Origin of the sequence: Flavobacterium macrobrachii (assembly GCF_014486675.1) — a bacterium.
Classification (GTDB): Bacteria; Bacteroidota; Bacteroidia; order Flavobacteriales; family Flavobacteriaceae; genus Flavobacterium; species Flavobacterium macrobrachii.
This window is the reverse complement of record NZ_JACTAC010000044.1, coordinates 13,862-29,057: the sequence shown is the minus strand read 5'-3', so window position 1 is coordinate 29,057 and position 15,196 is coordinate 13,862. Positions and strand designations below refer to the sequence as shown.

Genomic DNA, 15,196 nt, shown 5'->3' with positions numbered 1-15,196 from the left:
GTTAAATAGAGTAGTTTTTTATTCATAAAACATTGATTTTATAATTAGTTAACCAAAAATAAATCAAAAACCAATGAAATAAAAAAGGAGTAATTACGAAAACGTTATAGTGTTAACAATTTCACAAAGTAATTATTGAAAATTGATTTTTTAAAGGATCTAATTCTTTAAATAATTTTATAATCAATTCATTACCAAACTCTAAATAAAATTCAGAGAAATTGTTTTTTCTTTCCTGCAAACCTTGGTTCGGAAACAACTCATCTTGAATCTGTTTCATGCGCCGCAATTTTTCAGCAAGTTTTCTTTTTTCTGCTTTCAGTAAACGTTTTTCAAGATTGTCTAAACCTTTAATTTGTTTGATTTCTTGAGCTTTTACTGCGTTTTTAAACGAAATATCAGTTTGTTCTGCAATCGAATAAAGATTTTCAAACTGTTGTTTCAAAAACTCTTTTTGAGCCGAAAAATCAAAATCAAAATTAGAGATTTCTTTTGTTTTATTATTCAAAAGTTCGTTTTGCTTTTGAAACAAATCAGCCATTTTTAAATTCAATTTCTGAGCTTTTTCTATTTGCTTTTTAGTAGTCAACAAAACCGAATTTCGCACTAAAAGTATTGGAAACAGAACAGCATTGGCTTCAAAATTTGACTTCAATTCCAACCAATACGCAATTTCGCCTCCACCACCAATGTAGCAAAGATTAGGTAAAATAACTTCTTGATATAAAGGTCGTAAAATTACATTTGGACTAAATCTTTCTGGATGATTTTCTAATTCTTCCAAGATTTCATCTTTTGTAAAACGAAGTTCAGTATTGTTTACAAAATAGAAGTTATTCTCAAAAACAATGCGTTCTCTAAGATTATCTTTAATGTAAAAAAGGTTAATTTCTCTTGGATTTACTTGAATATTGTAGCTTGCCAAAAGTTTTGCAGTTTCATTTACTTTCTGAAAAGAAACTTGTTCCATTAATTCTCTTTCGACATAAGGAGCAAATATTTTTTTCAAATTAATATCATCGCCATCAAGGATAACTAAACCTTCGTTTTGGAATAATTCATTGGCAAAAAATCGTGTTGCATTGGTTAGATTATCGTGTTCTAAATAGGTTTTTTGGAATAAATCTTTCAAATATTCGGCATTATTTCCAATGCCTAATTCTTTTTCAAAAACTTCAAAAACTTTGTCTAAACCATTGGTAGATAAACGTCCAACTGGTCCAGAAGTTTCTTTGTTCCAACTGATTTTTTTTCCTTTAAAAACAAAATGATTGATTTCCTCAAAATCATGATCTTCCGTTGCCATCCAATAAATTGGTACAAAATTGTAACTTGGATAAGCGGATTTTAATTGTTTGCACAAATTTATTGTGGAGATAATTTTGTACAAAAAGTATAACGGACCAGAAAATAAATTCAATTGATGTCCAGTTGTTATGGTAAACGTTTTATCGCTTTTTAACAACTGAATATTACTTTTTGTAAACTCCGATGTTTTTGTTGAACGGTATTGTTTTTGCAACGAATTAACCAAAATTTCTCTTTTTTCAAAAGGGAAATTTTTTTGTTTTTCTTCAAGCTGTAAAAGGAAATTCTCTAACTTCGGACTACGATGGTATAACGATTGCAACGCAGGATTTTCATCTAAATACTCAACGATGAGTTTAGAAAAATACCCCGATTTTTGATAGCTAATACAGTCGATGTCCATGTTTACGGATTATTGTGCTACGATAAAACTACCTAAAAGATAATCATCGCCAAGATAGAAATCACTATTTCCTTTTTTCAAAGTTACCTTTTTCAAGCGAATAGTATGTCTAAAACCAACGCCACCAAGTCCATCATCATTTGTAGTGATTTCAATTATTCCAGATACATTTTCAACACCATCAACAGCATTCCATTCTTCTAATAAAACAGGTGTTGTTGGTAAAGGATTTGTACATAAAAAAGCATTGTTAACTACGTTATTATAAATATTGTAGCTTAAAGTATTTGAAGAATTGATTAAAGCTGTCCTTGGTGTTGTAGTTACCACATTTTCAAATAAACTAGCATAATTGCTAGTATTGAAAGTTAATAATTCGCTTCCGCTTATATTGAAAACTCGGGTATCGCAAGTACTTTTTTGAGCTTCTTCTCCAAAATTTAGAGGCAAAGCAGAAACAGTTGTATTATAGTTTCCAAAAACATAAGTTTCGTAGGTTTGGACACCGTCTGGTTTTTCAAAAGTGATATTTTTAAAAACAATATAATGTCTGTAACCTGTAATTCTAGTTGCTCCAGTCGTTTGGTTGGTAGATTTTATTGCAGTTGTAGTAATTTGAATTGTTCCCGCAGTGGCATTCCATTCTTCTTGCAAACTTGGATTTGCATTAGGAATGGTTGGACAAATATTATCTGCAGTAATACTTCCGTTGTATTGACGGTATTTTACTTTTACCGAAGAAGTAATAGGAATGCTTATCGGCGTGCCTTCTGGTGTTTGGTCATTAGCAAAAGTTGAAGCAGGAATTTCTATCAAAAGCATTTCGCTGTCTTTAATTTTGTAAACAACGTCTTTTGAAGTACATTTAGTAGCGGTAACTTCTGTAAAATCGATGTTTTCAACTTCTAAATCGCCGTCATCACATGCATTTATTACAATACCTAACAAAAAAAGAGCTAATAATCGTTTCATTTCAATTTAATTTTGAAGCAAAAATAAAGTTTTTTAGTTCACTAATGAATCTTTTATCATTTATTTAGGAGAAGGACTTTTTATATTTGCAACATGAAAAAAGTTTACTTAGATAATGCTGCAACAACACCAATTCGTCAAGAAGTTATTGATGAAATGGTAAAAGTGATGCAACTAGAATATGGAAATCCGTCTTCAACCCACAGTATTGGTCGAAGTGCAAAAGCAATTATAGAAAGTTCGAGAAAAACTATTGCTAAACTTTTGCATTGCCAAGCATCGGAAATATTGTTTACTTCAAGTGCTACGGAAGCGACCAATTGGATTTTAAGAAGTGCTGTTCGTGATTTTGGAATAAAACGAATAATTACGTCAAAAATTGAGCATCATGCTACACTTTATACCATTCAAGCATTAGAAAAAGAGTTTAATATAGTTGTTGATTATGTTAAAACGCTTTCTGATGGAAATTTGGATTATGCTCACTTGGAAGAATTATTGAAAAGCGAAATGTCAACTTTGGTTTCTTTGATGCATGTAAACAATGAAACTGGAGTAATCAATGATTGCAAAAGAATAGGCGAGTTGTGTCGAGAAAATAAAGCACTGTTTCATTGTGATACCGTTCAATCGATTGGTAAAACAGAAATTAGTTTATCAGAATTAAACATAGATTTTTTGGTAGCAAGTGCGCATAAATTTCACGGTCCAAAAGGCGTTGGCTTTGCTTTTGTAAAAAAAGGATTTGTTTTGCAACCCATATTATTTGGTGGCGAACAAGAAAAAGGTTGGCGTGCTGGAACCGAATCAGTGCATCAAATCGCCGGAATGGCAAAAGCTTTGGAATTATCATATCTTCATTTAGACGAAGAAAGAAAGTATATTGAAGAGTTGAAATCGTACTGTTTTGAACAGTTAAAAGCTAATTTTCCTGCCGTAAAACAAAACGGAATAACTACTTTTTATAATATTTTAAATGTTTTGTTGCCTTTTGACGAAACAAAAACAGCGATGATTTTGTTTAATTTAGACATAAAAGGAATTGCAGTTTCTCGCGGAAGTGCTTGTCAAAGCGGAAGCCAAAAACCGTCACATGTTTTGGTAGAAATGATTACAGGCGAAAATTTGAAGAAGCCAAGTTTACGTATTTCGTTCAGTCATTATAATACCAAAGAAGATATTGATATTTTGATTACTTGTTTGAAAGAAATATAAATTCAGAAAAAATGAACACAGATTTCACAAATTTGCACAAATCAATTCGTGTAATTTGTGAAATTTGTGTTTTATATAATTTTCTTAATTACACGAAGTCGATGTGTGTGTTTATTTTGTTCTGCATTATAAATTCCAAGATGATCTAATCTATCAATGCGAACTTTTCCACTAGCATGGATGATGTAATTGTTTTCCATAATAATACCAACGTGGATGATTTTTCCTTCTTCATTATCAAAAAAAGCCAAGTCACCAGGTTCACTTTCTTCAATAAAACTTAAAGCATCGCCTTGAGTTGATTGTTGTGATGCGTCGCGAAGCAACTTATAACCGTTTAGTTTGTAAACCATTTGTGTAAAACCAGAACAATCAATTCCAAAAGGTGTTTTTCCACCCCAAAGATAAGGTGCGTTTAAATATTGATATGCAGTAGAAATTAAATTCGATTTATCTTTAATTCCACTAATTTTCATTCCTTCAAATTCAAATCCTTCGATATTTATTTCCGCATGATTTAAAAACGAAAGTGAAGCACCAAGCGGAACGGGAATAAACATATTTTTGGAATTGGTTACATATTCAACCAAGTCTGCATTCAAAATTACACCGTCTTTTGACAAATCAGAAAAGTTTTTTTCGGAAATGATTTGGTATTGTTTTGAATCTACCCAACCTTCATAATCATCAAACTGCAATCTTATTTTTGCCCATTGTTTTTGTGTTTCGATAATTTCAAAATGTTCACCAAACAAAACCTGCGAAACAATTTCGCTTCGATCACTTGGTTCGGCTCTAAGAGGAATTATGGCAAGATTACAAATGGCAAACATCTAAGTCAATTATGAATTATAAATTACGAATTATGAATTGTTATAATTGCAATTCATAATCCGTAATTGTTAATTTTATTTAAGCTCTTTCAATAACAATAGCAGAAGCACCGCCACCTCCATTACAAATAGCTGCAGCACCAATTTTTGCATTGTTTTGCTCTAAAACATTAATAAGGGTTACGATAATTCTTGCGCCAGAACAACCTAATGGATGTCCAAGAGAAACAGCGCCACCATTTACGTTTACTTTATTGTTATCTAAACCTAATATTTTTGCATTAGCTAGTCCAACAACTGAAAATGCTTCATTGAATTCAAAATAATCAACGTCTGAAATTGAAATTCCTGCTTTGTTTAATGCTTTTGGTAATGCTTTTGCTGGAGCAGTTGTAAACCATTTTGGTTCTTGAGCTGCATCTGCATACGATTTTATATAAGCCAAAGGCTTTAAACCTAATGATTGCGCTTTTTCTTCGCTCATTAATACTAAAGCTGCCGCACCATCATTAATTGTTGAAGCATTTGCTGCAGTAACAGTTCCGTCTTTGGTAAATACAGCGTTAAGCGTTGGTATTTTGTCTAATTTTACGTTGGTAAATTCTTCGTCTTTAGCAAAAATGATTGGTTCGCCACGTCTTTGTGGGATAGATACAGGAATAACTTCGTTGTCAAATTTTCCTTCTGCCCAAGCTTTTGCAGAACGTTCATATGATTGAACTGCGAAAGCATCTTGCTCTTCACGACTAATATTGTATTCGGTTGCGCATAAATCAGCACAAACTCCCATTGCATTTCCGTCATAAGCATCGGTTAAACCGTCTTTTTGCATACCATCAACTAATGAAGTTGGTCCAAATTTCACACCATTTCTCATGTGTACATAATGCGGAATTAAACTCATGTTTTCCATTCCACCAGCAATTACCACTTCGGCATCACCACTCATGATGGCTTGTGTACCTTGCATTACGGCTTTCATTCCCGAAGCACATACTTTGTTTACGGTTGTTGTTGGGATTGTATTTGGTAAACCTGCAAAAAGGGATGCTTGAGTTGCTGGAGCTTGTCCAACTCCAGCTTGAATAACATTACCCATCAATACTTCGTCTACTAAATTTGGATCTAAATTTATTTTTTCTAAAGCACCTTTTATAGCTGCTGCACCCAATTGTGGAGCAGTAACCGAAGATAAACTTCCCATAAAACTTCCTATTGGAGTTCTTACTGCCGAAACTATAACTACTTTTTTACTCATAATACTTGTTGTTTGTTTGTCCTGCAAATCTAAACTTTTATTACAAATTATGGAATTCAATCCTTAATAAATCTTCAATTGAAGTAGATTAATAAAAATATAATTTAGCTAGTATGTTGATAGTGAAGTTTTTTAAAATTAATTTTATTTTATTAGTAAAAAAAGATTTGAAATAGTTGTAAATTATAGAATGTTAAATTACATTTGCAACCGCTTAAAAGAAAGTTCTTATTACAATATTGAAAATTTAGGAGAGGTGCCGGAGTGGTAACGGAGCAGATTGCTAATCTGTCGACGGGTAACCGTCGCCAGGGTTCGAGTCCCTGTCTCTCCGCTTTTTCGGGGTGTAGCGTAGCCCGGTTATCGCGCCTGCTTTGGGAGCAGGAGGTCGCAGGTTCGAATCCTGCCACCCCGACAAAATTGTAAATAGAAAACATCTAAGAGTTTGGTCTCATAGCTCAGCTGGATAGAGCAACTGCCTTCTAAGCAGTAGGTCGAAGGTTCGAATCCTTCTGAGATCACATAAATCCCTTGAGAAATCAAGGGATTTTTTGTTTTATAACATTTCGTAAAATTTATCAGAAAAGAGAAAGCATAAAAAAAACCGAGCTAAAACTCGGCTTTCTATTTTTATTGTTGTTTTTGATTTTTCATTTCCTTTTCGATCATTTCATAGAATTCATCGATTTTTGGAAGTACAACAATTCGTGTTCTTCTGTTTTTTGAACGATTGTCAACCGTGTTGTTTTCTACTAATGGAATAAATTCTCCACGACCTGCTGCAATCAATTGCGATGGTTTAACGCCTAAATCTTTAGTTAAAACTCTAACAATAGCTGTAGAACGTTTCACACTCAAATCCCAGTTGTCTACTAATATTGCGTTTCCAGTAAATGGAACGTTATCAGTATGACCTTCGACCATACATTCAAATGTTGGACGACTGTTGATTACTTTTGCTACTTTAGCCAAAACTTCTTTTGCTCGGTCACTTACTACGTAGCTTCCGCTTTTGAAAAGTAATTTATCTGCGATAGAGATAAATACAACTCCTTTTTCAACATTTACCTCGATATCAGGATCAGAAATACCTACTGAACTTTTTAAGCTAGTAACCAATGCTAAAGTAACACTATCTTTTCTAGTTAAAGCATCTTGAAGACGAGTAATTTTTAAATCTTTTTCTTTTAAGCTTTCTAATGATTTTTCTAGATTTTGAGCACCTTTACTAGTCAACATTGTCAATTCTTTTTGATTATTAATCAAATCAGAATTATTTTGTTTTAAATAATCATTTTGTTTTTGAAGAGCTTCTTTTTCAGATAAACAAAGGTTTAGTTTAACTGTTGTAGAATTTAATAAATCTTGACATTCTTTATTTTGCGCTTCTAAAGCTGCAATTTTTTTCTTTGTGCCACATGATGTCAATGTTAAAGCAACGATTGATAGACCTAAAATTACTTTTTTCATAAAAGGGTAATTAAAATTTTAACAAAAATACGGATTATTTTAAATTCAGATAATAGTTCAGAGTTATAAACTATTGTTAAATCTTATCAAATACCTTGCCATTTTTAACAAAATATTGGTAAACAATACTTTTGGTATAATAGTAGTTTTTGAGTTGTAATGATGTTCTTTTTTTTAATGTTTTGTTAATCAATGAATAAAAGGAGAAATGTGCTTTGATGATAGCAAAAGAATGTTTGAATTTTCCTTTAAAAACAAATTGAATTCCGGCTAATCCATCCATACAAAGTCGTGAGAAAATGATTGAAAATAATTCTTTTTTTGGTAGGTTTTTCAGCAGCATCAGCAATGAATTTCTGAAGTTCAGAAATGTTTTTCTAGGATTTCCTTCGTTTAAAGTTGCACCACCAACGTGAAAAACTACTGATTTTGATGTATATTTTATTTTATATCCACCATTAATCGCACGCCAGCATAAATCGATTTCTTCTTGATGTGCAAAAAAGTCATCATCGAAACCATTTAATTGATTGAAAATATCTTTTCGGATGAAAAAACAAGCTCCACTTGCCCAAAAAATTGTTTGCTCATCATCATATTGTCCGTTGTCTTTTTCGACGTTGTCAAAAATTCGCCCACGACAAAACGGATAACCAAATTTATCAATATAACCTCCAGCAGCACCAGCATATTCAAAATAAGCTTTGTTTTTATAATCCAATATTTTAGGTTGTATAATTCCAACTTCAGGATTGTTTTCAAATAAAGATAGAATAGGAGTAAGCCAGTTTTCGGTAACTTCAACATCTGAATTTAAAAGGCAGAGATATTTTTCTTCAATATTTTGCAAAGCTACATTGTAACCTTTAGCAAAACCATAATTAGCATCATTTTGAATGATTGTTACAGAAGGAAACTGATTTTTTATTACTTCCAATGAATTATCAGTCGAAGCATTATCGGCAACATATATTTTGGCTTCGCTTGAGAAAGAAATTACAGAAGGCAGAAATTGTTTCAATAGTTTTTCTCCATTCCAATTCAGTATAACAACGGCTATTTTTTTCAAATTATTGGTTTAAAAATTGGGTAATTCTTTCAAGAAAACATATTTTTCGTTTTCAAAATCCATTTGGCAAAAATAATGATTTAAGCCGTTGGTTACCATTAAATATTCGGATTTTAGCTTTAAATTATAACGTGCAATTTGATCAAAAGTATCTTGTGTGATACTAATTTCAGGTGCTTTGCATTCAATTAATAAAAACAATTCACCGTTGGGTTTGAAAACCGCAATATCATATCTTTTACTGGTATCATTTACTTTGATGAGTTTTTCAACATTGATATAGGATTTTGGATATTTTTTTTCATCCAAAAGAAATTGAACTGTGTGTTGACGAACCCATTCTTCGGGAGTAAGAATGATAAATTTTTTCCTGATAACATCAAAAATAGCGACTTTATTTTTACTATTTTTGAGCCGAAACGAGTAAGCAGGAAAATTTAGTTTTTGCATAAAGCAAATTTAGTTAAAATTGATTAACTGCCAACTGTTACTGTCAACGGAAGACTAATATAATGGATGAAGTACTAAAAATTATTAACGATATTAAAGCTGGAAATATAAAACCAATCTACTTTTTGATGGGTGAAGAACCTTATTATATTGATAAGTTAACCGAATATTTTGAAGAGAATATTTTATCAGACGATGAAAAAGGGTTTAACCAAATGGTGATTTATGGTCGTGATACTTCGGTAGATGAAATTGTTTCCAATGCAAAACGTTATCCAATGATGGCTGACAGACAAGTTGTTATTGTAAAAGAAGCTCAGGAATTAGCAAAAACTATCGATAAGATTGAAAGTTATATTGAAAATTCGCAACCAACAACGGTTTTGGTTTTTGCCTATAAATATAAATCGATTGATAAACGAAAAAAGTGGATTAAAACGTTAAGTAAAGTTGGTGTTGTATTTGAAAGCCATAAACTTAAAGAATACAAAGTTGGCGAATGGGTGAAACGTGTTTTACAAGGTCGAGGTTATGGCATTGAACCCAAAGCGATGCAGATGTTGGTGGAATATCTTGGAAATGATTTAAGCCGAATTGCGAATGAATTAACTAAACTTGAAATTATTCTGCCAAAAGGAAGTACGATTACGCCATCGCATATTGAAGTAAATATTGGTATCAGCAAGGATTATAATGTTTTTGAATTGCGTAAAGCTTTGGGCGACAGAGACCAATTTCGTGCCTATCAAATTGTGAATTATTTTGCCCAAAATAGCAAAGAAAACCCGATGGTTGTTGTCATAGCACAGTTGTTTAGCTTTTTCTCCAGCTTATTGAAATTCCATGGATTAAAAGATAAATCACAAGGAAATGTTGCCAAAGAACTTGGTGTAAATCCTTATTTTGTAGGTGATTATATTACAGCTTCCAAAAACTATCCGATGAAAAAAGTAAGCGGAATTGTTAGTACGCTTCGTAATATTGACGGAAAAAGTAAAGGTGTTGGCGCGGCTAATTTACCCGAAGCTGATTTGTATAAAGAACTTTTGGTTAAGATTTTTAATTAAATATTCGTTAAAATTTGCAAAATGTAATATTTTTTTTATTTTTGCAATCTAATCAAAATTTTATTTAAATGAAAAAATTATTTTTATTTGCATTAGCTTCAATAGCAATTTTGTCGTCTTGTTCCTCAGATGATTCTGTGAAAGTTACAGAAGATAAATTAACTAAAAAGTGGTATTACAAAAGTTATCAAGCAAACGGAGATACAGATGCTTATGATCATTTACCCTGTGCTAAAGATTATGTTGAGTTTTTACCTAATGGATCTTACACAGAGTTTTATATAAATGATTGTACTCCTTTAGAAACTGGTTCATCAACTGGAAGTTGGGTTTTAGAAGGAAATACTGTTGCTGTAGCAATTGACGGTGAGAATTACAATGGAAAAATAACAAAGTTAAGTGATACTCAATTACAATTAACAATTCGAGCTGATTATGATGATGATGGCGATGAAGAAAATGTAAAAGTTAACTTTACAAATAACTAAACAAGAAAAAACATTAACTATTCGGTTAATGTTTTTTTTTACATCATTATGAAGTTATTAATGAATTAAATATTTCATTGTTATAAATAACTTTCCCCAAAAGTTAGTAAATTTATATCAGGATCGAGGATGGAAAATTCTTTTTGTCCCCAAGGTTTTACTTCCAACAAACCATTAGGATGAATTCGGGTTTTGTTGTCTAATAACGTTTGGTAAAGATTATCAATAGTATTGGTTCGGATGTAAACTTGTCCGTAGTTTTCATCAGGATTTAAATCGGCAAATTCAAAAAAATGAATTTCTACATCGTCTTTTTTTAGTATCAAATAACCGTCATAGTCTGCTGCGCCAATATCGATAAAACCCAGTTGATTGATATAAAAATCTTTGGTTTTCGCTTTGTTACGCATGGGTAACTTTGGGTGAATTGAGGTTAGCATAGTTTGATTTTTTTGGAAATGAAATTGGTTTTTTAGAAACCTTTGTCAAAGTTCAAAACTTTGACAAAGGTGTAGTTTTGGGTTGATTTTTTGCCACTGATTACATGGATTGATTTATGTTTCTTAACTGCGTAAAATTTTCTCCATTTTTTTGCCTTTTGCCAATTCGTCAACCAGTTTGTCTAAACAACGAACTTGCTTGGTTAACTCATTTTCGATTTCTTCTATACGATAACCACAAATCAAGCCGATAATTAAATGCGCATTTGGGTTAATCGTTGCTTTTTGAAAAAACGTTTCAAAAGTTACTTTTTCATCAATTAGTTTTTGAATAGTTGCTTCATCAAAACTGGTTAACCAAGTAATCACTTGATGCAATTCTTCTTTGGTGCGGTTTTTTTTCTCGACTTTGGTTACATAATGCGGATAAACCGTTGCAAAAGTCATTTTGGCAATTCGTTCGTTATGTTCTTGTGTTGGATTCATTTGTTTATTTGCTCTCTCAAATATAAAAAATAATCCCAAAATTTTCCATAAAAAAAACTCCATCACAAAGACTGAGTTTTCAATAAATTCATGAAAAATGATTTAATGTTGCGGAACTTCATCAAAATTAATCATCCAGTTGATGCCAAATTTGTCGGTAAACATTCCAAAATATGCACCCCAAAATGTTTTTTCCATCGACATGATGATGTTACCACCAGCTGAAAGTCCGGCAAAAAGTTTGTCGGCTTCTGCTGCGCTATCGGTATTGATTGAAACGGAAAAATTGTTACCAAAAGTGACATCGCCGTGAGCCGAAGTTGTATCGCTAGCCATCAAAACGGTTTCTTTGCTAATAGGTAAAGCAACGTGCATAATTCGGTTGCTTTCTTCTGCTGTCATTTTTGGTGTGTTGTCATCGGCTGGCATGTCTTTAAATTTACCAATATGAGCAAATTCGCCACCAAAAACTGATTTGTAAAAATTAAATGCTTCTTCGGCATTTCCGTTGAAGGTTAAATAAACGTTTACTATTGCCATTATTTTATTGTTCTGCGTATTTTTTGAAATTTTCCAAAATAGCTTGCCAACCATCGCGTTGTAGTTCAAGCGAGTGAATATTTTCTGGGAAGAAATTTTCGGTAACGATAATGTTATCGTCTAGTTTATGGAATTTTACGGTTACTTTTCGACCATCGGAAATATGATAAATAAATTGCTTCATCGGGATAACTTCTTCATAGGTTCCAACGAAATCAAAACTCATTTCACCATCTTTGGAAGCCATTGTATAAGTAAAGTTTTTGCCCGCTTCAAGTAGGTTCTCGGCTTTTGGACAATGCCAATCATCGGAGGCAAAGTTCCAGTTAACGACATGTTCGGGTTGAGTGAATTTGTTCCAAACATTTTCCAAAGTATCTTTAACAGAAGTTTTTACTGTAATTGCGGTTTTTTCGTTGCCTTCGGCTATTTGTTTTACTTTTTCTAAACCACTTGGAAATGTTTTTTCGAAATAATCTACATGATCTTCTACCGTATCAACGCTTGCTTTTACTGTTGTAATTCCGTTTTTTTCTACTAAATCGTAGCGTTCTTTACAGCCAGACCAAACTTTTGTTTCTTCAGTAATCGGATGTTCTTCAAAGTTTTGAATTTCGCCAATATGTTGGAAAAGCATCGTTTCAAATGGTTTTTTCAGTGTAATTAGGGAAAACATTCCACCACCTTCAGGCGATAGGAAATGAATTTTGCTTCCTTCATTCCAATCGGATACAATAAATGAACCAGGACAAAAAACACTCGTCCAGCTTTCATAATTTTCTTCATCCCATAATGCATACCAAACTTTTTCCTTTGGCGCATTGATGTCGATGGAAAAGGTTAGTTTTTTCATTGTTTGTTTTTTTGGAAAGTAAAGTTAGTAAAAACTCTTTTGGATTGGCTTAAAGTTCATAAAATTCTATGGGCAAATCATCGGGATCAGAAATAAAAGTAAAGCGTTTTCCTGTAAATTCATCTATTCGGATTGGTTCCGAAACAATTTGATTTTTGTTTAAATGATTGATGACAACTTCAAGATTATCAACTGCAAAAGCCAAATGTCGTAAACCTGAAGCTTCTGGTCTTGAAACTCTTTTTGGCGGATTTGGAAAAGAAAATAACTCAATAACATAGTTTCCGTTTAGTGCTAAATCGAGTTTATAGGATTGTCGTTCGCTTCGATATATTTCCTGAATAATAGTTAGTCCCAAAACTTCGGTATAGAATTTTTTGGATACTTCATAATTGGAACAAATAATGGCAATATGATGAATATTTTTTAGCATAAAAATGAATTTAGAAGTAAATGTAAAAAACCTTTAGGATAGAAAGTAACAAAAAAACATCGATAAACGGTAATTGAGTTTTATTTTATCGAGTTTTAGAGTAGATTAACGATTAATTAGTACTGTAACTAACACAAGATTATACTTTTACCAAACAATCAGCAAATGATTGATTACATAGAAAGTTACTTAGCTTATAATAAATGTCAAAAATCAAAATCAAACAAATTGTTTGAAAACCGTTTCGAAAGAGACGGTTTTTTTTATTATAATTATGTTAAAGTTTTTTGTTGTAAAAAAATATTTTTATAAATTTGAATATCTTTTAAATAAAAATACATAAACTAAAATTTAACCGTTTCGAAAGAAACGGTTTTTTTTATTTTATTAGTTTTGTAATTTTCAAAATCCTTTCAATAACTCCATTAATATCTTCCGAAAGTTTGACTTTATAAACTATTCCAACATAAACTAAGGAAACCAAAACTGATTTCAGCATGATATTAATTATAGGATGAAAAGGAAAATCCCAATAATAAAACCCGAAGAAACAAATCAATCCAATAGCTAAAGCGTAAATTGTTTTGATGGTAAACGGATAGAGTTTCATTTTTAAAACCACAAAAAGCAGTTTGGCAATGCTGTACAGTGTAATTGAAATTAATGTTGCAATTGCTGCGCCATCAATACCATATTTTGGAATAAAAATCATATTGAGTGTCACAGCAAGTAAACCAAGCAATAATCCTAAAAACAATACGGCACGATAATATTTGGAGTTGAAAATAATCGAATTATTGTTGCCTAAAATCAAATCGAAATATTTAGAAAGTCCAATGATGAAAAACACAAAAACACCACCGCGATAATTTTCTGGTAAAAGCAAATAAATTTGATTGATGTTTACTAAAAGTCCAATATAAACCAATCCGCCAACGATTTGTAGTGTTATTGAAGTTTTTTTATATAAATCGTTCAGTTCGTCATGTTTGTTTTCAATCATCAGTTTTGCAGTAATCGGGTAGGTTATTTGGTGCATTGCACGACTTGGAACCGCAATAACCGTTGCGATAAAACCTGCTACCGTATAATAGGCAATTTGTTTTAAATCTAGATATTGATTAAGCATCGTTTTATCGATGTCAATTAGTATGTTAGCAACGCTACCCGAAAGAATTATAAACGAAGAATAAATTATAATAGGTTTAGCATTCGTTGGTAATTTAAAGCTAAATTGAATAGTTTGAACTTTATTGGCATAAAAAAACATAATCAACATACTAGCCAAATAAACATACATTGTAGCTGTAATGAATTGCTCAACGGTTATAAAATTAAAATAAACGCCAAAGAGGAAAATTGAAATCAGAATTCGCAAACCAACTTCTTTGATGAAATTTCCAAAAACCGATTGCAAATGTACCTTTACCCAAGCATAGAAAATCTCAAAATACGCCATACACAATCCAATAATTGGAATTTGCCAGACATAATCATAAACGATATTATTTTTTTTGGATAAAAATGTTGCAATTTCAGGATAAAAAATGGTGCCAAAGATAAAAATCGGCACGATTGCTAGTAAAGGAATTGCTAAAATAAAACTAAAAAACTGACTTTTTTCTTTTTCGGTTTTGTATTCAGAGAAAAATTTAATCAACGTATTATGAACACCAAATGCCATCAACGGAAAAATAACATTAGCAGATGAAAGGATATAATTCGTTAATCCATAAAAATCATCACCTAAAAAATGCGGATACATGAACAATGTATTTATCGCACCAATGGCAAAACCAACATAGGTTATGACTGTGTTTTTAATGGATTGGTTGATAACGATGCCCATTTTTTGATATTAGATTTCAGATATTAGATATTAAATTTGTGAGCCTTGAGTTTTCTTGGTGT

The 15,196-nt window shown here is 31.8% G+C and carries 16 protein-coding genes and 3 tRNA genes; 6 read left to right on the top strand and 13 right to left on the bottom strand.

What is annotated here, in order from left to right:
• Window positions 1-121: 121 nt before the first annotated feature.
• Window positions 122-1,711: a bacillithiol biosynthesis cysteine-adding enzyme BshC gene (gene bshC / locus IAI56_RS10460; RefSeq protein ID WP_187657821.1), complete on the bottom strand. Its 1,590-nt coding sequence runs from the start codon at window positions 1,709-1,711 to the stop codon at window positions 122-124.
• Window positions 1,712-1,720: 9 nt separating this feature from the next.
• Window positions 1,721-2,683, bottom strand: coding sequence for a hypothetical protein (locus IAI56_RS10455; RefSeq protein WP_187657820.1), 963 nt, complete (start codon window positions 2,681-2,683; stop codon window positions 1,721-1,723).
• A 93-nt stretch (window positions 2,684-2,776) separates the two neighbouring features.
• Between IAI56_RS10455 and IAI56_RS10450 the strand changes: the two genes are divergently transcribed.
• Window positions 2,777-3,898 (top strand): cysteine desulfurase family protein, encoded by a 1,122-nt coding sequence (locus tag IAI56_RS10450; protein ID WP_187657819.1) that lies wholly within the window; start codon window positions 2,777-2,779, stop codon window positions 3,896-3,898.
• A gap of 71 nt (window positions 3,899-3,969) precedes the next feature.
• Here IAI56_RS10450 and IAI56_RS10445 read toward each other — a convergent pair whose 3' ends face one another.
• Window positions 3,970-4,731 carry a C40 family peptidase gene (locus IAI56_RS10445; RefSeq protein WP_187657818.1) on the bottom strand — a complete coding sequence of 254 codons (762 nt, stop codon included), beginning with the start codon at window positions 4,729-4,731 and terminating at the stop codon, window positions 3,970-3,972.
• 79 nt (window positions 4,732-4,810) lie between these two features.
• Window positions 4,811-5,989 carry an acetyl-CoA C-acyltransferase gene (locus tag IAI56_RS10440; protein ID WP_187657817.1) on the bottom strand — a complete coding sequence of 393 codons (1,179 nt, stop codon included), beginning with the start codon at window positions 5,987-5,989 and terminating at the stop codon, window positions 4,811-4,813.
• A 250-nt stretch (window positions 5,990-6,239) separates the two neighbouring features.
• Between IAI56_RS10440 and IAI56_RS10435 the strand changes: the two genes are divergently transcribed.
• The 3 genes from IAI56_RS10435 to IAI56_RS10425 all read left to right on the top strand — a co-directional run bounded on the left by IAI56_RS10435 (window position 6,240) and on the right by IAI56_RS10425 (window position 6,510).
• Window positions 6,240-6,323: transfer RNA gene (locus IAI56_RS10435), tRNA-Ser, on the top strand.
• Window positions 6,324-6,329: 6 nt separating this feature from the next.
• Window positions 6,330-6,404: transfer RNA gene (locus IAI56_RS10430), tRNA-Pro, on the top strand.
• A gap of 32 nt (window positions 6,405-6,436) precedes the next feature.
• Window positions 6,437-6,510 (top strand) — tRNA-Arg (locus IAI56_RS10425).
• Window positions 6,511-6,619: 109 nt separating this feature from the next.
• On the opposite strand, the gene IAI56_RS10420 is transcribed toward IAI56_RS10425, so the two are convergent.
• From IAI56_RS10420 to IAI56_RS10410, 3 genes are all read right to left on the bottom strand, one after another.
• A complete protein-coding gene (locus IAI56_RS10420; protein WP_187657816.1) occupies window positions 6,620-7,459 on the bottom strand; it encodes an OmpA/MotB family protein in 840 nt (279 codons plus the stop codon).
• A 76-nt stretch (window positions 7,460-7,535) separates the two neighbouring features.
• On the bottom strand, window positions 7,536-8,528 hold the full coding sequence (locus IAI56_RS10415; RefSeq protein ID WP_187657815.1) for a glycosyltransferase family 2 protein: 993 nt from the start codon (window positions 8,526-8,528) through the stop codon (window positions 7,536-7,538).
• Between the two features lie 9 nt (window positions 8,529-8,537).
• On the bottom strand, window positions 8,538-8,978 hold the full coding sequence (locus IAI56_RS10410; protein ID WP_187657814.1) for a type I restriction enzyme HsdR N-terminal domain-containing protein: 441 nt from the start codon (window positions 8,976-8,978) through the stop codon (window positions 8,538-8,540).
• Window positions 8,979-9,040: 62 nt separating this feature from the next.
• Here IAI56_RS10410 and holA point away from each other — a divergent pair, with 62 nt between their 5' ends.
• Complete coding sequence (holA, locus tag IAI56_RS10405) at window positions 9,041-10,045, top strand: DNA polymerase III subunit delta (RefSeq protein WP_187657813.1); 1,005 nt, start codon at window positions 9,041-9,043, stop codon at window positions 10,043-10,045.
• Window positions 10,046-10,113: 68 nt separating this feature from the next.
• Window positions 10,114-10,533 (top strand): lipocalin family protein, encoded by a 420-nt coding sequence (locus tag IAI56_RS10400; protein WP_187657812.1) that lies wholly within the window; start codon window positions 10,114-10,116, stop codon window positions 10,531-10,533.
• An 80-nt stretch (window positions 10,534-10,613) separates the two neighbouring features.
• Here IAI56_RS10400 and IAI56_RS10395 read toward each other — a convergent pair whose 3' ends face one another.
• The 6 genes from IAI56_RS10395 to IAI56_RS10370 all read right to left on the bottom strand — a co-directional run bounded on the left by IAI56_RS10395 (window position 10,614) and on the right by IAI56_RS10370 (window position 15,134).
• Complete coding sequence (locus IAI56_RS10395; RefSeq protein WP_187657811.1) at window positions 10,614-10,973, bottom strand: bleomycin resistance protein; 360 nt, start codon at window positions 10,971-10,973, stop codon at window positions 10,614-10,616.
• 123 nt (window positions 10,974-11,096) lie between these two features.
• The gene (locus IAI56_RS10390) at window positions 11,097-11,459 is read right to left on the bottom strand and encodes a DUF2200 domain-containing protein (RefSeq protein WP_187657810.1); all 363 of its coding nucleotides are present in this window, start codon (window positions 11,457-11,459) and stop codon (window positions 11,097-11,099) included.
• Window positions 11,460-11,561: 102 nt separating this feature from the next.
• Window positions 11,562-11,999, bottom strand: coding sequence for a VOC family protein (locus IAI56_RS10385; protein WP_187657809.1), 438 nt, complete (start codon window positions 11,997-11,999; stop codon window positions 11,562-11,564).
• A 4-nt stretch (window positions 12,000-12,003) separates the two neighbouring features.
• Window positions 12,004-12,852, bottom strand: coding sequence for an SRPBCC domain-containing protein (locus IAI56_RS16280; RefSeq protein WP_239106952.1), 849 nt, complete (start codon window positions 12,850-12,852; stop codon window positions 12,004-12,006).
• A gap of 49 nt (window positions 12,853-12,901) precedes the next feature.
• Entirely contained in the window at window positions 12,902-13,285 is a 384-nt protein-coding gene (gloA2, locus tag IAI56_RS10375) for an SMU1112c/YaeR family gloxylase I-like metalloprotein (protein WP_187657808.1), read from the bottom strand.
• 379 nt (window positions 13,286-13,664) lie between these two features.
• The gene (locus IAI56_RS10370) at window positions 13,665-15,134 is read right to left on the bottom strand and encodes an MATE family efflux transporter (RefSeq protein WP_187657807.1); all 1,470 of its coding nucleotides are present in this window, start codon (window positions 15,132-15,134) and stop codon (window positions 13,665-13,667) included.
• Window positions 15,135-15,196 lie beyond the last annotated feature (62 nt).